Raw genomic sequence first — 24,023 nt, forward strand, 5'->3', positions numbered from 1 at the left:
TTGTTCTAATTGTTTAGTTGTTTTCCTAAAAAAGGTATTAACTGTTCTGCCATTTTCCGATGATCACTAAGATTTGGGTGGCCACCACAACCATTTGGTTCCATCTGAGCAAACTCAAATAAATATATGGGTTTTCCCATCATATCCCGTTGAATGATTTTTAAAGACTCCAGTAAAATACCTTGTTCCCGTTCACCTACCATTGGGCTAGTCAACATAACGACCTTGGTCTCAGGATACATATCAAATATCATTTTCACAAAATCAGTATAGTTACTTATAAATCTTTTTTGGTCAAATACACTTCTATCTTTTTTGCCATCGCCTAAAGAAAGGTCATTAGTACCTAAAGCGATAGACACTAAATCAGGTTTGATTTCAAACGCGATTTTCTTAGATGTATCACTATTCAGTCTTAAATTTTTATACACATGAGGCATAACAGGTTGCTCCTCATCATTCCAATTACGGTACATACCCATCCCGGATACACAACTCAACCTATAATCACAATTTAAAGCCCTGGCAGTTCTTGGGCCATAAGCTAAATATGAATTGTGCTGATCATACCATTCACCAGTATCGCAGGGTATTTCTTCCGTTTGTGCACCCATTCCACAAGTGATACTGTTGCCAATAAATTCGATTATTGGCTTGTTTACCTGAGTTACTTCAATTAAATTCTTTGCAATTACTTTATTAAAAATAACATCACCTGTACTGGCTTCCGTAACTTTATAAATTTTCACACTTGAGGTGTCTGAAGAAGGTAATTTTATCCTTAAAGGACTTCCATCCACCAGAAATCTACCTTTATATTCTTGATTTACCTCGAGAGCTACGTAGGAATGATCCTGTACACTGTTAGATAAAAATAGCGTACAGGTATCTCCCACAATATTCATTTCAATAACTGAACCTGAACCAATAAGAGCAACCGATGTGTCATTTAGATATTCGTAGCGCCCTTCATACTGAATTAATGGGCTGGATGCTCTAAAGTTGCGCTCTACTTGTTTACAACCAACTGTTAAAATTAAAATGAATAAAAAACCAAAACGTTTACACAAATCCATGATTAAAATTTTATGCTGAAAATTAATCATCTATCATAAAGTAAAACGAAACTATTTCCTCAAAAACTTATAGAATATTTCAAGCAGCGGATTAGTTGAGTGCTTTAAGTTAATTTTGATTTTAGTTAATTTCTTAAAGAATCCATATTAGAAAAGACAGTTTTAATAGTATAATTTTATTGAATTTCTAACTGGGTTTTTACCTCGTTTAAACCCTGCCCCCTTACGCTTACATTAGTAAGTCCTTTTTTAAACCCCCCACCTACAATAATCATAGCCTTTCCATAAAACAAATTGACCGTATTGCCTTTAAAAGGGGTTAAACTCTGTGGGTTACCATTACCTACACCAGCTAAATAACCGACACCATTTACTTCAATTTGCAAGGCATTATCTGCAAGTGGCGCAGGATTACTATCTTTGTCAAAGGCTTCCACAAGTATGTAGCTCAGATCCATCCCGTTAGCCATTAAAGTCTTCCTGTCAGGACTTAGTTTGATCATACTTACTTCCCCCGCCGTTTTTATTGTTTTTTCGCCAATAACAGCACCATCTTTATAGACCACGGCTTTTACTTCACCGGGCTCATAGGTTACGTCCTTCCACATCAACCTAAAACGCTCGGTCGAATTCATAGAGACCGGATTTTTACATTGTTTTCCCTTGGATTTTCCGTTAATAAACAATTCTGCACAGTCGCCATTGGTATAAACAAATACCGGGGTGACCTCGCCTTCCCTTCCTTCCCAATTCCAATGCGGGAGGATGTGGATGGTTTTTTCTTCGGGTTTCCAGTAACTTTTGTACAGATAGTATCGGTCCTTAGGAATACCTACCAAATCAACAATGCCAAAATACGAGCTGCGTGCTGCAGCTTCCTCACCTAAATTCATCTCTTTAGCCGTCATACCTGTGTAAGGTGTGGGTTCACCTAGATAATCAAAACCTGTCCAGACAAATTCACCTGCGATATAGGGTTCGTCCTGCTGCCACATAAAATCATCATCAGCGATCTCAGCCCAGGAAGGGGCATTAAAGTCATAAGAGCTTACCTGAAGTGATCCCGTGACCTCAGTCTTATCTTCCGGCAGAGGAAATTCATAGAAACCACGAGTGCTTAAAGTAGAGGCTGACTCGCTGATCACGACGGCCTTTTCAGGCTCCATTTGCCGGGCCAGGCGGAACCTCCGGCCATAATTCCAAGCATGGATGTCGTAATAATCAAAATGCCTCATCGATGCGCTCTGCATATTGTCATTAACCAGAGTCACCGGGCGGGTGTGGTCATACTTTTTCACATAGTTCACCATAGTGTGCAGTTTCTGAAAGCCATTATCAATATTCCACTGTACATCGCCTATCTCGTTCCCTACACTCCACAGAAACACAGACGGGTGATTGCGATCCCTAAGCACGAAATTCTTTATGTTCCTATGGGCGAATTCTTCAAAATTGGTCGTATCTGTTATATCAGCTTTTGCATCGTACTTATCAAAAATCTCATTGAAAAACAGCAATCCCATACGATCGCAGAGTTCCAGAAGTTCTGGTGCGGCAACATTATGGCTATTACGTATGGCGTTAACGCCCATAGACTTCATAATTTCCAGTTGGCGCTCCATCGCCCGGGGGTGAAAAGCTGCACCCAGCGGGCCGTGCCCGTGATGAAGGTTTACCCCTTTGAGCTGTACCCTTTTGTCATTTAAATAAAATCCGTCATTGGCCGTAAACCGGGTGGTACGAATACCAAAAGTGGAAACCTTCTCGTCAACAAGTTTATCCCCAAAAAACACCTGTGTTTTTGTAGCGTATAGGTTGGGATTTTCTACGTGCCATCGCTGGGGATCGAGTACCTTAAGGGTGACTTCGAGGTTTTTCTCCTCCTTGGGATTGAGGTATTTGATTATTTCTTTGCTCTGCAATTCATTGCCCTTGGGATCCAAGATGGTCTGCACCACCTTTATCGAATCTGCCCGGCTACTCATGTTCAACACCGTGCTGCTGATGCGTACGTCTGCGTAGTGGGGCTTCACTATAGGCGTGGTAATGTGGTTTCCCCAAATGCCCAAGTGAACCGGGTCTACCTTAAGCAGTTGCACCTTTCTATATATGCCTGCGCCAGGATACCAGCGGCTGTCATGCTCCACGGTATTTGTATAAACGGCCAATATGTTTTTTTGGCCAAAAATAACATGATCGGTCACATCCAGATAGAAGGAGTTGTAGCCATAATCCCAACTTCCTGCACGTTTACCATTTACATAAACCTTGGGAAATGCCATGACTCCATCAAAAATGAGGTATATCCTCTTGTTCGCATCGGCTTGCGCCAAATCTATTCCGGTGCGGTACCAGCCCTCACCTTTCCAGGGTAACTTACCTGTATTGCCATCGCCTTTGGGGTCAAAGGGCCCGCTGATGGCCCAATCGTGGGGCACGCTTACGCTTTCCCAAGTGGCATCGTTAAAACCGGGGCGCTCTGCATTTTCTGGATTACCCTTGGTGAATTTCCAGCCCTGTTGAAGGGTTTTGTATTCCCTCTGGGCCATTGTAGTCATGCTTGCAAGCATAAAAAAAAAGAAAGCCAGCCGTGCCGACTTTCTTCTGTATATTGTTTTCATATCTCAGTTTCCTATAAAGCTAATCGTTTAGCCCTCCGTTATAAAAATTAAGGCCTAGGGTAGCCTTATAATCATGATCAAATAAGGTTGCGTTATCCCAGTGAGAACCTTTCGCCCATTGTGTGCTGCAGCTAGTTGAAACCCAAGCAGGCTCCCAATAAATTAGTCCACCGGCGCCTACCTCTACCAAAACATCCCTTAGGGCGTTTAGATAACCCAGCTGTCCTTCGGGGCTTGCCTCAAAACCGGGAACCAAAGCATCATTACCCAATATATTGTTTGCACTATCTGCATTTTGCATGGTAAACGGATAGGCAGTTTCCACAATCATCAGTTTCTTATTATACGTATTTATCAGGTTCGAAAGTGGCGTTGAAACTTCATCAAGATCGTAATCAGACCAGATTGGATAGTAGGATAATCCTATCCAGTCATAATCAGTAACTCCCGCATTTGTGGCCTGCTCAAACCACCATAACCCATTCTCTGGCTGTGCAATGTGGAGCATAACCTCGATGCCCGCATTTTTTTCTGCGGAAAGATCACGAACCGCCTTAATGCCCTGATTTATCAACGAGGAATTTCGGGTCCAGTTAATGGGCCATTGCAGTTCCCCTTTTTGAAGGATCATTGGATTGATCTCGTTCCCCACCTGCACGATGTCTGGCGTAAGATTTTCACCTTCCAAATCCTCAAGGATGTCATAGGTATAATCGTACAACAATTGACCTAAGGCTTCGGTATTGTCTATTTGTGCTTCCCAAGCCGCAGGAATTTCCTGCTTGGCAGGATCAGCCCAGTCATCAGAATAATGAAAGTCGAGCAGTACCCTCATACCTTCAGCCTTTGCGCGGCTTATGGTCTTTTTTACGTCTGCCAGATCAGAATAATTGGTCCAGGCAGCATCATGCCAAAGCCTTACGCGTACCAGGTTTGAGCCCGCCTCTGCGAAGATTTTATAGGGATCAGCATTATTTCCATCCTGATCTTTATAGACAGCACCACAGTCCTCCATCTCATTGACATAAGATAGATCTGCACCGTAATAAAAATCAGGCTCTTCTGGTGGTTCATTGGTTTCAGGTCCTGGCTCTTCGCCTTCATCTGGGTTTTCACCAGCAGTGGGGTCTTCCGATGTGTTTTCATTCCCATCACCGGGAGAACAGGAAGTCGCCACAAAAAGTGAAAAAAAGATTAAGAATATTCGTAGCATGTCATTTTATTTTTGGTTAATGCAACAAGGAAAGCTAAACCAGCAAGCAATGCGTTCCTTGTCTTTTCTAAACTGGATAATTATTCTAAACTGATGGTTTTCTCAAGCGTGTTGATAGTCATAGTATACGTTCCAGGGATACCCACAAATGTAAAATTACTATCACCGTCTCCGGCATTTTCAAAATTCTCACCTATGGTATAACCCATTTCTTCAAATGTGGGATAGTTAATCCCGCTGTTCCAGTCGTTGAAGGAGGTAAATACCCTAAAGGCTCCGGTACCGCTGAACTCAAGGGTTGCCGTCCTGATGTAGGCACTGGTCTCGACCACGTTTACCACGGGTTCGTCCCAGTTCCAGCCAGTGGGCACACCGTCTCCTACAAGATAATAAGGTGTGGAAGGCGTGAGGGTTATCGTTTTTTCATTGCTATCTACCACAACCTCATAAATACCTGGAGTTCCCACAAAACTGAAATTGCTGTCGCCATCGGCCGCATTTACTAAGTTTTCATCAATGGTAAAGCCTTCCTCTTCAAAATAAGGATAGTTAAGGCCAGATGCCCAGTCCCCTTCAATCTCAAAAAACCGGAATGTATCATTGGTAAGCTCAACCCTGGCGGTATAAACATCGCCGTCACAGAAAAATTCTACGGGCGAACTCCACTCCCAGCCAGCATCTACCGCTGCTGCACCTACCACGTAAATCGAGGCGCAACCGCCCCCTGTATCAGGCGCCTGCTCGATTATGCTCAGGGTCAAAGGTGCAGCATCTGAATATACCTCGACGGAATTTGCAGCTCCAGTACCTGAATAAGCATGAATTCTGAAATAAACCTGACCTGTATTATTGGGCAGACCATCTTCTCCCGTAGTTGCAGGATCGTCATCCAGGCCCAGGTCTTCTGCAAATTCAAGCATTTGATCAACTGTAACCGCTTGATTGGTAGCTGAGGTAGAACCTAAGATTACGGGTGTGGTAAATTCAGAATCAAGTGAAGCTTCTAGGTCATACGTGATATTTACAGGGGCATCAAAATCTACCGGGTTCCAAAAAAAGCGCTCAGCGATGTTGGTCCCGGTATCCTCGCTGAGCAAGTACTGGGAAGAAAAGGAGTTTTCAAAGTTTACCCCTTCTGGATCTGGCTGCGCTGTGAATACTAAGTAATCTTCTTCGTCACACGAGATCAAGCCAAATAAGGCTAGGATAGCACCGTAAATTAAAATTGTTTTTTTCATATTAATTTTTTTTGAATTAGTAACCTGGATTCTGAGTTAAATTTGGATTGGCCGCGAGGCTTGCAGCGGGAATTGGAAAAACATCTCTGGTGGCATCTATGGCGATGCCGTTTGCCGATCCACCCTTCCAAGACCAATTATAGGTACCACCGGTGTAACGGCCAAAACGGATAAGATCCTGCCTCCTGTGGGCTTCCCAATAAAGTTCTACTAACCGCTCATTGAGGATTAGATCTAAGGTCAGCCTGTTGGCTGCAACTGCATTGGGGTTGCCTGCACGTGCCCTTAGATCATTAACATAGCCAACCGCAGTGCCAAGATCACCACCACCACCACGTAAATGTGCTTCAGCGAACATAAGATAAGCATCTGCCAGTCGAAACATAGGGAAATCAGTATCTACTATTTCAATGGCAGAACCGGGTTGTCCGTCTGAAGTAAGGTTAGACCATTTTGCGATGATAAAGCCTGTATCCCTTTGAGAGACATCAGGAATATTGATAATTCTATCCTCAGTGATTAATGTGTTTCGCACGTCAATATTGTAGTTGCCATTCTGGAAAGTCTCAGAAAACTCTGAGGGCACTCGCAGTGCTCCGCTCCAGCCACCGGCATTTACCCCAAAATTACCGCCATTGGCCTCTTGAGATCCTACCTGACCGTTGATCATCACTGTTGTGGGACCAAAATTTTGAGTGGTAACCCCGTCAGAAATGATTGGGAATATAATTTCGTTTCTTGCAGGTTGATCATTATTATCGGCTTTAAAGTTGTTTAGGTAATTTGGCGTAAGCTCATAACCCGAATTAATAATTTGCTGACAGTATTGCAAACAATCTGCATAGCGGTCTTGATTCACATATACTTCAGCATTAAGGTATAGTTTTGCTAAAAGCATCCAAGCAGCGGCCTTATCTGCACGGGCATATTCGTTCTGAAGCGGATCAACCATTTGTGGAATGATCTCGAGAAGCTCGCTTTCAATAAATTCAAACAACCGCTCCCGGTTATACTCGGGAGCCTGAAAAGCTCCCACAGGGTCATTTTCGGTTACAAAAGGTGCTTTGCCAAAGAGGTCTACCATATGATAATAGGCCAATGCCCTTAAAAAGCGTGCCTCAGCTCTATACTCTGCAATATCGGCACGCAGGCTTGCATCTACTCCCCTGCCATCAAGGGCAGCATCAGAAGTTTGTCTCAGGTACTCGTTGGCAAAAGAGACCGATGTCATAACCCTGCCAAACATTCCCCGAAGGACTACATTATCGGCATTCCAGGTATTACGGTTCAATTCCCTTAGGCCCGGGTCATTTTCCCAAGACCAGATGGCCTCATCACTGGTAAGCTCTTGAAGGTTCCACCAGCCGCGACCATATTGACTGGTCCCGGCGTCAAGTCCCTGAATGTTGGAGCTTCCGGCACCATCGGTACCCGTAAGACTTAGGTTTCCATAAACACCGGCGAGACCGCTTCGGTAAGAGGCAGGGTCTGCATAAAAGTCAGTGTCCAAAAATGCTTCTGGATCTCCCGGTTCTACATCAAGATCGTTTGTACAGCCTACGAGAAACAATAATACTCCGGCCAGTACCCAAATCCTTTTAATTAATAACGTGTTCATTTTCATAATTTTTATAAGCTAAAATTAGCCCCAACCAAGAACGTTCTTGGCCTGGGGTATATCGTGTTATCTATTCCGTTGTTGAATACTTCAGGATCCAACCCAGAATAACCTGTGATTATAAAGACATTTTGCACCCCTGCACTCAACCTAAGGGAAGCGCTTCCATCAAACAAACTATTTATGGTGTAGCCCAGGGTGATATTATCCATCTTTAAGAAGGAAGCATTTTCGATGTAAAAATCAGATAGAATAACATCTTCAGTCACATTGAAACCTGTTTGCAGTACGGCTCTGGGAAGATTTGAAGCCACGGCATTGTTCTCGAGCAGGTTAAACTGTGCTCTGGCAGAATTTACGTTGTTATATACATAATTGCCCAAGCTTGCCCTCAGATTGAATGAAAAGTCGAAATTCTTATAACTCATATTGGAAAGCAAGCCCATTGTAACATCTGCATTCCCATTTTTATAGAGGTACCGGTCATTTCCGTTTATAATGTTATCACCATTAAGATCAGCGTAACCCCCTTCTATGGGTAACCCATCAGCATTATATATCTGTTTGTAAATATAATAGGTAAATGGTGCATAACCCACACGATTGATTTGAGCTGTATTCCCAGTTCCACCAGCGATACCGCCTACTTCTTGATCTTGGTTAAGAGCAAGTTCTTTAATTTCGCGTTCGATATAGGTGGCATTATAATTAAGACTCCATCTAAAATCGTTTGGGTTTAGGGGTTGTATAATGTCAGCATTTATAGCAAACTCAAGTCCTTGTGTAGTAAAATTACCTACGTTTTGAAACCCGGCATTACTAAAGTTTGAGCCGTCAGAAATGGCGGCATTGGCAAGCAGATCACTTGACTCTTTATAAAACCCTTCTATTGAGCCTGTAAACCGATCATTCATAAAACCATAATCAAAGCCCACATTGTAGGTAGTGGTCTCTTCCCATTTTATGTTTTCATTTCTAAATTGAGGGATACCTACGGTAAGTACCTCACCACCAAATTCGTATTGTGAGGCAGGCAGTCCACGCACGTAACGGGCTAAAAACAGGTCTCTGTTGCCGCGACCTATGTTTTGCTGTCCTGTGATTCCATAACCCAAACGCAGTTTAAGGGTAGAAAATGCCTGGGATTCTGCAAAGAAATCTTCATTGATCTGCCATGCAAATGCAGCCGCAGGGAAATTCCCCCAGCGGTTATCCGGGCTAAAACGGGAAGTACCATCGCGACGGTAACTAAGTGTGAGTATGTATCTATCTTTAAAGCTAAAATTTGAACGGCCAAAAAATCCTATAAGTACAAGATCTGTATCTACATTTAGGGTAGGTTCGGTATCGGGACCATCATCCAGGAGTTCACCTGTATTGTACTGCTCACTGGTAAATTTCTGGTAAGAATAACCCGCGGTAGCTTCTATTCCAAAATCACCTAAATCCTTGTTGTAGGCAAGATAACCGTCAAAAAGGGTATTTTTTTGATAATTATCATATTGCGAAAACGACCCTATGATTCGACCATCAGCCTGACTTAAGGGATTGAACGGTGAGACTTTAACATAACCGTCTGCGGTCTGCTCATCAAAACCAAGATTAACTGTTGCCGTGATGTCTGGAAAAAAATGCAGTTTGTAATCAAATTTGGCATTTCCATAGATGCGCCGTACGTTGCTAATGCTTTCATTTTGAAGCAAATTTGCAACAGGGTTGAAAGGTGAATTTGAAAGTAGATCATCAGCATTTAGCACGCCATCATCCACAATGTTGGTATATTGAAAAAAGCCACCAAACGGAGAATTAGGATCATAAACCGGCTGTGTGGGATCAAATGTAATCGCGTTGCCCTCTTCTCCCCCGGCAAACCTGTTCTTTTCAAAAGAGGCATTTGCGTTGACATTGATTTTGAGGTGATCTTCAAAAAAGCTAGGGTTAAGGTTTGCACTAAAGTTGTTTCGTTCAAATTTTGACGTCAACCTAAGCCCTTCTTGGTAGGTACGACCTATACTAACCCGCACGGGAACATCTGCAATCGCTCCTGAAACGGATAGGTTTTGGCTGGAAGTCATTCCATTTCTATAAATTTCGTCCTGCCAATCTGTATTTGCATTACCCAATCTATTCAAGAGTCCCGGTCTTTCAGAAGCAACGATTTCGCGAATTTCATTTCCAGAAAAAACATCAATTTTATTGGGTAGCGTATTAGTACCCATTTGAGTGTCAAGGTTCACCCTAAGATTGCGCGAGCCTTTTTTTGTTGTTATGATAATTACACCGTTTGATGCCCTTGAACCATAGATGGCAGTTGCCGATGCATCTTTCAATACGGTGAACGACTCAATATCGTTTGGGTTTATTGTACTCAATACAGAACGTGAACCACCTACTGCATTGTCATCTACGGGCAAACCATTAATAACAATAAGCGGGTCATTTGATGCACCCAATGAAGCACCGCCCCTAATTCTTATGGTAGAACCAGCTCCTGGTTCACCACCTGTATTAATGGTTAGTCCGGCTACCCTTCCGCTCAGGAGGTTTTCTGGGGTGACGATGTTTCCTTTGTTAAAGTCTTCAGAAGTTACTGAGGTTAACGAACCAGTAGCATCTTTGATCGTAGTGGTACCATAGCCAATGACCACTACCTGATCTAACTCTGCAGCATCAGTTTTAAGAGCGACATCTAAAGTTGTTCCAGTCACCGGAACTTCCTGAGTAGTAAAACCTACGTAAGAAAACACTAAAATATCACCCTGCTCTACATCTATTTGATACTTACCATCAAAATCTGAAGTAACTCCATTTGAGGTATTTTTCACTACAATATTAACCCCCGGAAGCAGTGTTCCAGAATCAGCATCAGTAATTGTACCTGAGACGGTAACGCTCTGTCCAAATATTCCAAAAGGTGATATAAATAAAAGGAGTGTCCAATAAAAATTGGGTTTAAAAAACTTATTTAGCATAGGTTTTAACATTTATTTTAATTATTAAATTGGCAATCATCTGCTGCGAACATTATTAAATAACTAAATCGATATCGTTGTATCTATATATATTCGCAAAACTAAGTGCAATTAAAACGTTTGCGTAAACCTAAAGGGGGTGAAAATTGATTTTAATAGGGTGAAGATTTCGTTTTTTCAAGAAAAATTTATCAAGAGTAATTAATTAAAGGGAGAAAGAGCCAAGTAAACGGTTATTAACCTTAAAAAGGTTGTTTATAAACTATTATTTTCTACTAAATTCAGAAGGGTTTTTCCCAAATTTTTTCTTGAAAAGCTTACTAAAGTATTTGCGATCAGAATATCCCACCTTGTAGCAGGCTTCACTTACCGAAAAGCCTTGTTCAAATATCAGTACTTTTGCTATTTTAAGTTTATAATCCCTAACAAATTCTACCAGAGTCATTCCCGTGAGTGCTTTTACCTTTTTATAGATTACGCTATGACTCATTCCCATTTCCCGGCTAAGGTAATCTGCACTAAGGTTTTCGCTGTCAATATTTCCCTGAATAATCTTGATGAGTTCTTCCAAAAATTTTTGGTCCACCGTGTTTACGGGAAGTTCATTAAGAGTGAGCAGGGCTTCCCCGCCAAAGTGTTCCTGAAGCCGCTGACGATTAAGAATAAGACTTTTTATTCTGGCACGCAATAATGCCTCGTTAAAGGGCTTGGTCACATAATCATCGGCACCCGTGCCGTAGCCTTGCATTTTATGAATGAACGAGGCCCGTGCAGTGAGCAGGATAACAGGGATGTGGCTGGTGTCAACATTTTCTTTTAGCTTCCGGGTAAGCGTAATCCCATCCATCACCGGCATCATAATATCGCTGATGATGAGATCTGGTTGTTTACTAATGGCTAACTCAAAGGCCTCTTCCCCATTTTCTGCCTCAAGCAAGTCGCACTGTGCGCTAAGTAAAGCTTTAAGGTAAGCGCGTATCTCAAGGTTATCTTCTACCACGAGGAGGGTAAGGTCCCTGAGCTCGTCCCACTCTGGCTGTACGCTAACGGTATCTTCAAGTTGCATACCTTCATATAGGTAATGTTCCACATTTTCAGAGTCAGCAAGATCGTCTTCGATGGCGTTTGTGTCAAAATGATCTCTACCCTTAAGAAGGCTTACGCTAAAAGTGGTACCACCGCCCTTGATGCTTTCTACGGTGATCTTGCCTCCGTGCAGCTCAACGATTTCCTGTGTGATGGAAAGTCCCAAACCAAAACCGTTTTCTTGTATTTCTGCAGAATTGGGCGACTGGTAAAACCTGTTGAATATTTTACCTATTTGCCCTTTGGAAATACCTATACCGCTATCCTGTACCTTGAGAAACACCTCATTATGAGCGTCTTCCACACTTAGCTTAATATGGCCACCACCGGGTGTAAACTTAAAAGCATTACTTAAGAGATTGTAAAATACCTTTTCCATCTGGTTCTTGTCAAACCAGAGCATAAGCTGGCTGGGTTTTGCTTCAAAATGAAATGTTATATCATTTTTCAAGGCACTTTCGGTAAAGGAAAGATAGATTTCTTTGCCAAAATCTATGAAATCGGTATGAGCTAATTTCAACTTTTTGGACTGATCTTCCAAGTTTCTAAAATCAAGAAGTTCATTGACCAGATGCAACAAGTGATTTCCGTGTTTTTTTGCAGAAGCAACAGCGAGGCTGATCGCTTCATCCATAAGTTCCCTGCGCTCCCCCAATCTATTTATAGCACTTAGGATTAAGGTAACCGGGGTGCGAATCTCGTGTGATATATTAGTAAAAAACCGCTGCTTAAGGTTGTAAAGTTCCGTATCCTTCTCGTGAGTAAGTCGCTCCAGCCTCAAGTTTGATTTCATCTGCTCCCAGGCAACGATGTATTTTCTAAAAATGTAAAAGAGCCCCAAGACCAGCAGGCTATAAATCACAAAGGCCCACCAGGTCAACCAGAACGGTTTTAATATGGTCACCTTTACCGAAGTAAATGCCTCACCCCAGGAACTACCTTCTTCCCTGGCCTTAACCCTAAATTCATAATATCCAGGGGATAAATTGGTATAAGTAGCCGTGCGATCCTTGCCTATTTCTCGCCATTGCTCATCAAATCCCTCCATCTTTATCGCGTACTCGGTATTATCGCTAAAAGGAAAGTTCAATGCAGCAAATTCAAATGTGATGACATCCATATCGTGCTCCAGCCTTACCTCTCGAGCAAAGTTGATGCTTTTATCTAAAATATCCCGATCACTAACCGAAATTTCCTTATTGAACAATTTAAAATTTGTAAATGTCACGCGCGGCTGGGTTGTATCTAACTTCATTTGAGAAGGTTCAAATGTGAGCAGGCCATTTATACCACCAAAATATAGCCGCCCGCTATCACTCTTAAATACTGCATTGATATGAAATTCTCCATATTGATCTGGAAATGAAAAGAAGACATTAGAATCATACTCGTATTTAAAAAGGCCTTGCTTGGTACTGATCCAGATGGCCCCTTCATCATCTTCCACTATACCGGTAACAGTAGCATACCTTAAGTAATTTTTATCTTCAAAGCGTTCTATTATTTGCGTTTCAAGATTCATGCGGTTCACACCCTCCCCGGAAGTACCTATCCACAAATTGTTTCTTGAATCCTTAAAAATGGTGTAGAGGTTGTTACTCGCAATTGATTTTGGTTTTTCCCCGTAAACAAAATGTTCAAAAGTTCCATTTTGGATATCAAAACGGTTTAACCCCCCGCCAAATGTAGTTAGCCATAATACAGGGCCATCTTTCACCATGGCTATGACATTATCGCTGCTTATTCCTTTAAACAAAGTATCACTAGGAGCAGAAGGATCTGCTCTATAACTCAAGAATGTTTCCTTCTGTGGGTCAAAATAATTGAGCCCACCGCCCCAGGTAGCAATCCAAAGATTACCAGATTCATCCTCAATGATATAACGCACATCGTTATAACTCAGCGAAAGCGAATCACCCGGCCGGTGCTTATATTGTTTGCTATTTCCGGTCCTGGGGTCAAACTTTAAAAGACCATTGGCAAAAGTACCCATCCAATAAATCCCATTCTGGGCCTTCATCAGGTATTGAATATAATTACCCCCCAGAGAGGTCCCCGTCTCTTTTTTATAATAAGTAACCTCATCGATATTCTGATCATAAACAGTGAGGCCCTGCCCGTCAAGTCCCAGAAAAAGTGTTTCACCGTCCTTGAAAACGGAAAGCACTGGAGATGGATTATTGCCCAAAATATCACCATATAGGTAGGTGAAGTCACGGTCTGGTATCAGAACACTTACTCCATTCCACGCCGTGCCTACCCATACAATATGATCATGATCCTGATAGATTTCATAGATGGCATTACCGGCAAGAGAAGATTCCTGATTGGCATTGTAGGTATATTGAAAGACGTGTTGATTGGGTTGATCCAAGTGCATCACACGGAGCACACCATTGCCATCTGTACCTACCCAGAGGCTTCCCGTAGCATCTAAAATCAGCTTGCGGACAATTGCTATTTCCTGATCATAGCCCAAATAGGCCAAGAAGTTGGAATACAGCCCTGTTTGGGGATCAAAGTGCAAAAGGCCTCCCCCGCTGGTGCCTATAAGCAGATTACCATCGGGAAGTTGCAACAGGTCGTGTATAAAATTTGAAAAGTAGGGTTGCTTTGAAACAAACCGTTCAACCTTACCTGTAGCGATATTCATACGAAACAAGCCGTTGCCAAAACTACCTATCCACAAGTTATTATCGTCAGCCAGTAGCAAACTGCTAAGGCTACCCGCACCTTTTTTCCCTGATCCTAAATTAAAGCGTTGAAAAGCTTTATTTTCTTTATCGAAAAGAGCCAAACCGTTTTCAGTAGCCAGCCAAAGATTGCCCTTTTTATCTTCCAGTATGGCATTGACCTGATTGGAAGGAATACTGTTTTCAACGTTAGGGTTATGCCGAAAGACCTCAAAAGAATTTTGAAGCGCATCATAGCGGTTGAGGCCACCACCCAGCGTTGCAATCCATAGGTTTCCATCCTGATCCAGATATAGATCTGCAATGTCATTGGCACTAAGGGCGCTATTCTGCTTATTATATATTTTAATATCCTTACCATCATAGCGATTGAGGCCATTTTTGGTTCCCATCCACACAAACCCACCGTTTTCATGAACGATACTTGTCACCCGGGTGTTTGAAAGACCACTGCTCTGGTCAATATTTTCAAAAATAGGACGGGATTGTGAAAAGCAAGACAGGGCGACAGATAAACAGATTATGTATACTGCAATTGATGAATATGTACCCCTTAGTTTCATTAGCAAATTCTTAAAATTGTTGGGATAAATATAGTAAAATAATAAGCGTAACAAATACGTTTATTAACCTTACTGTAAAACCACTACTCAGTACTATTGTTCTAATAAAGATTTTAATACAAATTCAACCGAATGAACTCATCTAAAAATCAAAAAAACAATCAAAACATTAATTATTTTATTGCACTAATCTTTTTGATGCTTTTACACCTCAATAGTGTAGCTCAAGATAAGGGAAATGTATATGTTGACAATGAAGGTGTAATGAGATGGGGCAAAACCAAGGAGGAAGTAAAAGGATTTGGGGTAAACTACTCAGTTCCCTTTGCCCATGCCTACCGCTCGGCTGAGCGAATGGGAATTGACCCAAAAAGAGCCATTGATAATGATGTGTACCACTTTTCAAGATTAGGATTTGATTTATACCGCCTTCATGTTTGGGATACCGAAATTAGTGACACACTAGGTAACCTTATCGAAAATGAACACCTTGATGCCTTTGACTATTTATTAAAAAAACTAAAAGAAAATAACATCAATTATGTGATCACACCCATCGCTTTTTGGGGTAACGGCTGGCCCGAACCAGATACCGATTCTCCTGGATTTTCTTCCAAATATGGAAAGGGTAATAGCCTCGATAATGTTGGAGCCATAAAGGCTGGAGAAAACTATTTACAACAGTTTTTAAACCACATAAACCCTTACACCGGAGTTGCCTATAAAAATGAGTCTAATATTATAGCCTTTGAAATTAGTAATGAACCTCACCATAGTGGTGAAGCTGACAAAGTCACGGCCTATGTTAAGAAAATGGTAGATGCTATGCGAAAAACTGGCACCGAAAAACCCATCTTTTATAACACCAGTCACGGCGTTCATTTTGCTCAAGCCTACTTTGACGGTGGCATTCAGGGAGGTACCTTTCAGTGGTATCCTACAGGTTTAGGTTATGGCAGGGAAATACCAGGAAACCTGCTCCCGAATGTGAATGACTATAATATTCCCTTCGATGACGAATTTAAGGCTAACATGGGAGCAAAATTAGTCTACGAATTTGATGCAGCAAATGTGGGACGCTCTTACATCTACCCAGCCATAGCAAGAAGTTTTAGGGAAGCCGGTATACAGATAGGAACCCATTTTGCCTACGATCCTACCTACCTCGCTCCCTACAATACCGAGTACAACACACATTATATGAACCTTAACTTTACTCCTTCAAAGGCACTGTCCCTAATGATTGCTGGCAAGGTATTTCATGAATCACCCATGTACACCGATTATGGCACATACCCCGACAACAATAACTTCGGCAATGTAACCATTAGCTATGAAGAGGACCTGGCCGTTTATAATAGCGAAAACACTTTCATTTATACCAATAGCACTAACAAAACTCCAAAAAACCTTAAAAAACTCGTTAAAATTGCCGGGGTTGGTAATTCCCCCCTAGTAAATTATAGCGGAACAGGAGCTTATTTTCTGGATAAGCTAGATGAGAATACGTGGAGGATTGAAGTGCAACCAGATGCAGTATATGTAGCTAACCCCTTTGGGACAAATAGTCCCAAAAAAACCGTAGGCGTAGTGCAATGGAATGAACGCACCATGCAATTAACGTGGGAAGGGGTTAAAAACCTTTCTCTTAAAGCCATTAATAAAGGCAACGACTTTGTGCCCAAAATCAATGAAAACAGCTTTAGCATCATGCCAGGAACCTACCTGCTCAGTACTACAGGTAATTATGGAGATCATTCCGCTGATGATACTTTTGAAAATGGAAAGCTGAACGATTATTACGCCCCCGAGGGAAATGTGGAAAAGCCTTGGCTCAAGCATAAGCCCGTGGAAGAGGCTTCTGCGGAGGAGCCATTAGTCATAAGCGCGCAGTTCATCGCTCCAAAAGCCCCTCAAAGCCTCCAACTTGTGGCTGCAAACGGCTTTGATCGGGAGGTGGTCGAGATGGAAAGAATTCAAGGCACTTTTGATTATGTAGCCACCATTCCCGCCAACAAAATGAATGCAGGTTACCTCAACTACAACCTCATCGCCCAGCTAGCCGATGAAACCTATAGGACCTATCCTGCCAACCGCGAAGGAAGGCCGTTTGAATGGGATTTTTATGATCGTGACGGTTACGAAATCAGAGTGGTCCCTAAAGAAAACCCTATTTATCTTTTTAATGCGAATGAGGATGTAGACCTACTAGTACAACAGTGGCGCAGAGGTTTTAATCTTAAGCCTACAGAACACTCCAATGAAGCAGAATACATCATGGATATTGGCCCCCTTTTTGTTCCTGATAATGAAAATTTAAACGCAGAACCCATATATGACTATACCTTCAAACACTATATTCTAGACGCCATTGAAGGCAGAAAATCAGATTTAGATACAAAAAAATTCATTGTTTTTAAGGGTAGGGCTTTAAGAGATAGGGACACACCCTTGCAGATTGCTTTAGTGCTTGATGATGGCTCCGCCTACGGTGGTATAGTGACCCTTACGCCTAAAACCGATACCTACGTACTTGAACTATCTAATCTTCGACCCGTAAAAACAGTGACCTTGCCCAGACCTTATCCTAGCTTTCTGCCTTACTATTTTGAACATAACAATCCTGAAATTTTTGATATCAACAGAATTGAAAGCATTCAATTTTCGCTTGGGCCTGGATTGAACAAAAAAGAGTTAAAAGAGGAATATGGCCTATCAATAATTAGTTTATGGCTAGAATAATAAATGATCTAGATTTATTGCTACTTAATTTTAAAATATTAATTCCTTATAGTGAATTAAATATTTCTGTGTGAGATTGCTTTAAGAACATTAAGTGAAATTTCAAAAGGTAATTCTAACTATTAATCAGGTTCACTAAAAGTCTAAGATTAAAGTAGACCAAATGGTCCCAAAGAGATTTAAACAATATTATAATAACTCAATTAAATTTTAAAATAGTATTTCAATGTGGTATTCAAATTGCGTTCGATTTGTACCACAAATTCTAAAATCAAAAAACTTTATAGATTAGAAATTAATTCTTACTGATAATCAGGATTTTAAATCCTATATTTAATAGTAATAATTAAGGTTTGAAACGTTTTCCCACTTACCGCCAACCCGATTATAAAGACTGCGGCCCAACCTGTCTTAAAATAATAGCTAAACATTATGGGAAAAGTTTTTCAATCCAGCTTTTAAGGACAATTAGCGAAACAACTCGTTCTGGAAGCAACCTTTTATCGCTAAGTGAAGCAGCTGAGCATATTGGTTTTAGATCCATTGGAGTTCGTATTGATTTAGATAAACTTAAAGAAGCTCCTCTACCCTGCATTTTATATTGGAATAAAAATCACTACGTAGTTCTTTACAGAATAAAGAACAATACTTTTTATATCTCTGATCCTGCCCACGGATTATTAAAATATTCTAAAAGTGATTTCATTAAATCCTGGATCGGCAATAATGCAGATGATCATACCGAAGAAGGGATAGCATTATTACTCGAACCCACTCCCAAACTGTATGATTCTGGTTTTGAAGAGGACTCCAAATTTGGATTTGGATTTATTTCAAAATATCTCTTACAATACAAAAGGTTTTTAGTTCAACTCATTATCGGGTTAATTGCAGGAAGTTTACTGCAACTTATTTTTCCTTTCTTAACCCAAAGTATTGTTGATGTTGGGATACGAAATCAAGACATACAATTTATATATCTCATATTAATTGCTCAGATATTTCTATTCTTAGGCCGTACAGCAATTGAAGTAATACGCGGATGGATTCTTTTACATTTGAGTACACGCCTCAATATTTCTTTGATCTCTGATTTTTTCATCAAATTAATGAATCTTCCTATAGCATTTTTCGACACTAAAATGACAGGCGACATCCTACAGCGTATCAACGATCATAGACGGATAGAACGTATTCTAACCTCTTCCTCTTTAAATGTGCTTTTTTCCTTTGTTAACCTAATCATATTTGGGATCGTTTTAGCCTACTATAATTTGTGGATCTTCGTTGTTTTTCTTGGTGGTAGCGTACTTTACTTTCTATGGATAAAAATCTTCTTAAAAAAACGCGCAGACTTGGATTACAAACGATTCTCGCAGGTTAGTCAGGAACAGAGTAAAACCATTGAACTGATCAATGGGATGCAGGAAATCAAACTGCATAATGCTGAAAAACAAAAACGCTGGGGGTGGGAGTTTTTACAAGCCCGACTCTTTAAAATCTCTGTAGAAGGGCTTGCGCTGGAACAATACCAACAGGTTGGTTCTAACTTTATAAATGAGCTCAAAAACATCCTTATCACTGTATTATCTGCGACTTTAGTGATTAAGGGAGAAATCACGTTAGGAATGATGCTGGCCATTTCCTATATCGTAGGACAGTTAAATTCCCCCATTTCCCAGCTCATCAATTTTGTTCGCGAGTATCAGGATGCTAAGATATCACTAGACCGATTGGGTGAAATTCACAATAAAGAAAACGAAGAGGACACATCCCAAAAGCTCACCAAAATAAATTACGATTCCGACTTAAAATTGGAAGGCGTATCTTTCAGATACACGGGTTCTGACAAATTGGTTCTTGAGGATTTAGATCTTTTGATTCCTGGAAAGAAAGTCACAGCCATTGTTGGGGTGAGCGGTAGTGGCAAATCTACACTTATCAAACTGCTTATGAAATATTACTCCCCCATTGAAGGAGATGTGTTTCTGGGAACGCATAAACTAGAAAACATATCCCAAAAAATATGGAGGTCCATTTGTGGGGTAGTGATGCAGGAGGGTTATATTTTTAATGATACAATTGCCCACAACATAGCTATTGGAGAAGACTATATTGATAAAGACAAACTGGCCAAAGCCGTTGATCTAGCAAACATCAAGGACTTTATAGAATCCCTTCCCCTATCCTACAATACCAAAATCGGTATGGAAGGTGTTGGGCTCAGTACCGGACAAAAACAACGTTTGTTGATCGCCCGTGCCGTTTATAAAGATCCTAAATATTTGTTCTTTGATGAGGCCACTTCTGCTTTAGATGCCAATAATGAGAAAACAATTATTGAGAAATTGAATTCCTTCTTTGAAGACCGTACTGTGGTGGTGGTTGCACACCGTTTGAGTACGGTAAGGCACGCAGACCGAATCGTCGTGCTCGATCAGGGAAAAATCATCGAGATAGGAAATCATCACGAACTCATTAAACAAAAAGGGTCCTATTATAATTTGGTTAAAAATCAACTTGAACTCGGAAAATAAGATGCCGGAAAAACTTGAAAATATTGAATTGCGCAGTGAAGAGGTTCAGGAAATCCTTACCCGTGTTCCCAACTGGATGATCAGATGGGGTAACACTTTATTTTTCAGTCTTATCGTATTAGTATTGGTAATGGCTTGGTTTATCAAATACCCGGATATCATTAAATCTAGTGCCTTTCTCACTACGGAAAATCCTGCAGAAAAAATCTATGCAAGAACTACGGCCAGAATTGACAGTATTTTTGTTGATGCGAATCAGCAGGTATTTTCAGGACAACCTTTAGCCTTATTGGAAAACACTGCTAATTATTCCGATATTGTATTTCTGGACTCCCTTTTAGATACACTGGAAGTCACTGAAAATGAATTCTTCTTTCCAATAGATGATTTACCGCTGCTCTTTTTGGGTGAGGTTGAACAGGCGTATGCCAATTTTGAGAATAGCTATATTGCCTATTCCATCAACAAAAACCTGCGCCCCTATTCTAATGAAGCCAATGCTCAACAACTTAAGCTATCCGAATTAAAGCTTCAGGTCTCTAATTTAGAATCTCAAATACGCATCAATAAGAAAGAACTGGAGTTTAAAGAGAATGATTTGGAACGTATGAATACGCTTTATGATAAAGGCGTCATTGCCGAACAGGAATACGAAACCAGGCAAATTGAATTTCTTCAGGCCCAGCGTAATTACGAAAACCTAATCAACCTACGCTCTCAGCTTAGAGACGCAATCAATGCTACGAGTTCAAATTCACGGTCTACAGACATCAACCGCACTCGGGAATCCATATCGCTTTCTAAAGCGTTGATTCAGTCCTTTAATCAACTCAAAAAGAGCATAAAAGATTGGAAATATGTATATCTATTAGAAGCAGAACAGCCTGGAAAAATAACTTTTATGAATTACTGGAATACAAACCAAACCGTCAATCAGGGTGATGTTATTTTTACGGTAATTCCCAATGACAGCAAAGGCTATTTAGCGAAACTCACCGCTCCGGCTCAGAATTCAGGTAAAATCAAAACGGGTCAAACTGTAAACATCAATTTGGCGAATTATCCCGAAAATGAATTTGGAGTGCTGAAAGGAACTATTACAAGTGTCTCGGCCTTACCTGATGAAGAACAGAACTACATCATTGATGTGAGTCTCCCGGATTCTTTAGTCACCACCTATGGTAAACCTATTGACTACAAACCGGAAATGCCGGGTTCTGCAGAAATCATTACGGAAGACTTAAGGTTATTAGAGCGTTTATTTATTCAATTCAAACAATTACTTGATCGATAATCTATTCTTGGGACTGAAATAAGGGATGGCCGGTTTGCCATAATCCAAAGGAAAAAACATCTACATATTCCAGATACATCTGTGAAATTTCTGAGCTTCCCTGATGGCCAGATTCCTTATGAATGCGAAAAAGTACCGGATCATTTGAAGTGGTACTATGCTGAAGCCGGGCTACATACTTCCCGGGCATCCACAGTGGCACTCGTGCATCGTTGTCTCCTGCGGTTATCAATACTGCAGGATAATTGCTAGGGCGTATGTTCAAATACGGATCCATCCGCTTTAAACCAACAACACCTAAAGAATCGCTTATACTTCCGTATTCATCCTGATTAGAGCCTCCACCATCATCCCGGTTCTCACTTCTAAAGGGATTCATCACAGGAACTTCAGCAATTGCTGCCGCAAACAACTCGGGTTTTTCATTTAGTGCTCCCCCTATGGTTATCCCTCCGGCACTCGAACTATAAATTACCGTCTTTTCCGGAGACGTAAATCCCTTATCAATTAGATATTCGGTAACAGCAATCAGGTCTTTCCAACTGTTTGCTTTATTAAGTTTCATGCCCTGCAGGTGCCACTCCTCCCCCTTTTCACCTCCCCCTCTTACGTGGGGTATACAAAGTACACCACCCAATTCTACCCAGCTTAGAAAAATCGGAGAAAAGAAGGGAGAAATAGTAGTACCGTATGCACCGTAGGTATAAAGTAAAGTCGGATTTGTACCGTCCTTTTTCAGGTTTTTAGAATAGATAAGAGATACCGGTATCTGCTCCCCATCATCCGCTTCTACCAGTAGTTCGTTGCTTATGATATTCTTAAACTCGTCAAAATTCACCGGTGTGGTAAGAGGTTGATCAGTCAGCTTTTGAGTTTTTAAATCCAGATGATAGCGGTCACTTTCCGATGTCCACCCCGACAGGTTAATCCACAGGTCCGAACTTCCTGACTGAGTTTGATACAGCTCAATGGCCCCCGGTTTGTAAGGCAAATCAATCTGGCGCTGTTCGATTCCGTTGGAATACCACAATTGTGCTTGAGTACCATAAAGTGAAGTGGTATAATAAACTCCGAAATCTGTCACCACAAAAGCATCTATAATTTCACTTGTATCTGAATCAGCATATAAAGTTGCATTGCTAAAATCTGGGTTTAAAATCGGTACCCTGTTAATCGTATTGGTATTCTTAAGCTTATTCGTGCGGTAGTAGTACTTATCTCTGTAAAACTGACCTTCTGAAGTATAGACCTGATCTTCTTTAGTAAAAAAAGGTTTCCAATTGGGTTTACCCTGTTTGAGATCGGCTATTGGCGTTATATAGGCATCCCAGAAATTGTCTACAGTCGCCAGATAACCTAAAGCATATTCAGCATCTTTGGAATCAATAGTTGCAATGGGATAAACCTCATCGGTGAGATTTAAATCCGTGTTGGTTTTAGTACCAAAAACAGAGACCAGAGAATCTGCCGGTTTCCCTAATCTGTGCAGTACCGTCTCGGTATGCTCAGAGCCGTCCTCCTCAAATGAAAACTGAAGAAATAGAAAACCGGTATCGTCCGGCAGCCAACTGATTCCTAAAAACGAATCAGGCCACGCATTTTTTAAAACTTCGGGATGGCGGTCATGCGTTTCGAGATTGAGAATGATGATATCTGATATTTCATATCCTGAATGAGTAAGCGCAACAGCTACCTTATCGCCTTTCCAGCTGGGTTTAAAATAACTTATGGTGTGGTTGGTATTGTAATCATAGGATTTTGGATCAAACAACATCTTTTCTTCGGCCTCATAGGAATCCCGGTAGTATAATCGAGCATATTGCTCACCTGTCCTCCGCTTTAAATAAAAGTATCTTCCGCTCTCCGTGATTTTAACCTCTGGGATATTTTCAGCAGCCCGGTTCCCATAATCTGTAAACTTATCCATTAGCAGCTTGCGACCTGTTATGTTGTTTAATACCGTATCTGCCAGCTTTTCCTGAGCTTCATACCATGCTTTGATTTCCTCCTGCTCCAGTTGTTCCAGATGCCGGTAAGAATCAGTTACTTCTATTTCAAAATAAGCTTCCTGAACATCTTTTGCATATATCGCGGGATACTGTAATTTAGGTTTTACCGGCTGTTGAGAATACGAATGGAGGGGGAAATAGAGGAAAGTAAGAAGCCATATATACTTCATCAGTTTGGGTTTAAAAGCTCCGGAAGCTCCGGAGCTGATTAAAACTAAATTTAAAAACCGTGTTTAGGTCGTTTTAGCTTGTCCCTGCGGATGGGACCTTTGTCTGCAAATCCACCTAAGATGGCCTGAGGGTTTTTAATCTTGAATTTCTCGAAGGATTTTAAATTGGGTTGTTTCATAATACAAGGTAT

Annotated in this window: 11 protein-coding genes; 3 read left to right on the plus strand and 8 right to left on the minus strand. The window is 41.1% G+C overall.

Annotation, left to right across the window (positions count from 1 at the left end; genetic code table 11):
- Positions 1-5: 5 nt before the first annotated feature.
- The 7 genes from DSM02_RS11510 to DSM02_RS11540 form a co-directional block, all read right to left on the minus strand.
- A complete protein-coding gene (locus DSM02_RS11510) occupies positions 6-1,106 on the minus strand; it encodes an SGNH/GDSL hydrolase family protein (RefSeq protein WP_128765772.1) in 1,101 nt (366 codons plus the stop codon).
- Positions 1,107-1,252: 146 nt separating this feature from the next.
- Positions 1,253-3,697, minus strand: coding sequence for a glycoside hydrolase family 2 TIM barrel-domain containing protein (locus tag DSM02_RS11515; protein ID WP_240674039.1), 2,445 nt, complete (start codon positions 3,695-3,697; stop codon positions 1,253-1,255).
- A 19-nt stretch (positions 3,698-3,716) separates the two neighbouring features.
- On the minus strand, positions 3,717-4,910 hold the full coding sequence (locus DSM02_RS11520; RefSeq protein WP_128765773.1) for a glycoside hydrolase family 53 protein: 1,194 nt from the start codon (positions 4,908-4,910) through the stop codon (positions 3,717-3,719).
- An 80-nt stretch (positions 4,911-4,990) separates the two neighbouring features.
- Entirely contained in the window at positions 4,991-6,148 is a 1,158-nt protein-coding gene (locus DSM02_RS11525) for a SusE domain-containing protein (RefSeq protein ID WP_128765774.1), read from the minus strand.
- Between the two features lie 16 nt (positions 6,149-6,164).
- The gene (locus DSM02_RS11530) at positions 6,165-7,766 is read right to left on the minus strand and encodes a RagB/SusD family nutrient uptake outer membrane protein (RefSeq protein WP_240674040.1); all 1,602 of its coding nucleotides are present in this window, start codon (positions 7,764-7,766) and stop codon (positions 6,165-6,167) included.
- Positions 7,767-7,777: 11 nt separating this feature from the next.
- Complete coding sequence (locus tag DSM02_RS11535; protein ID WP_128765776.1) at positions 7,778-10,738, minus strand: SusC/RagA family TonB-linked outer membrane protein; 2,961 nt, start codon at positions 10,736-10,738, stop codon at positions 7,778-7,780.
- A 265-nt stretch (positions 10,739-11,003) separates the two neighbouring features.
- On the minus strand, positions 11,004-15,080 hold the full coding sequence (locus DSM02_RS11540; protein WP_128765777.1) for a hybrid sensor histidine kinase/response regulator transcription factor: 4,077 nt from the start codon (positions 15,078-15,080) through the stop codon (positions 11,004-11,006).
- Positions 15,081-15,212: 132 nt separating this feature from the next.
- Between DSM02_RS11540 and DSM02_RS11545 the strand changes: the two genes are divergently transcribed.
- The 3 genes from DSM02_RS11545 (at position 15,213) to DSM02_RS11555 (ending at position 21,653) form a co-directional block, all read left to right on the plus strand.
- A complete protein-coding gene (locus DSM02_RS11545) occupies positions 15,213-17,822 on the plus strand; it encodes a cellulase family glycosylhydrolase (protein ID WP_128765778.1) in 2,610 nt (869 codons plus the stop codon).
- A gap of 353 nt (positions 17,823-18,175) precedes the next feature.
- On the plus strand, positions 18,176-20,359 hold the full coding sequence (locus DSM02_RS11550) for a peptidase domain-containing ABC transporter (RefSeq protein ID WP_128765779.1): 2,184 nt from the start codon (positions 18,176-18,178) through the stop codon (positions 20,357-20,359).
- Position 20,360: 1 nt separating this feature from the next.
- Complete coding sequence (locus tag DSM02_RS11555; protein ID WP_128765780.1) at positions 20,361-21,653, plus strand: HlyD family secretion protein; 1,293 nt, start codon at positions 20,361-20,363, stop codon at positions 21,651-21,653.
- Between the two features lies 1 nt (position 21,654).
- Here DSM02_RS11555 and DSM02_RS11560 read toward each other — a convergent pair whose 3' ends face one another.
- The gene (locus DSM02_RS11560) at positions 21,655-23,832 is read right to left on the minus strand and encodes a prolyl oligopeptidase family serine peptidase (RefSeq protein ID WP_128765781.1); all 2,178 of its coding nucleotides are present in this window, start codon (positions 23,830-23,832) and stop codon (positions 21,655-21,657) included.
- Positions 23,833-24,023: the final 191 nt, after the last annotated feature.

Origin of the sequence: Leeuwenhoekiella polynyae (assembly GCF_004104075.1) — a bacterium.
Lineage (GTDB): Bacteria > Bacteroidota > Bacteroidia > Flavobacteriales > Flavobacteriaceae > Leeuwenhoekiella > Leeuwenhoekiella polynyae.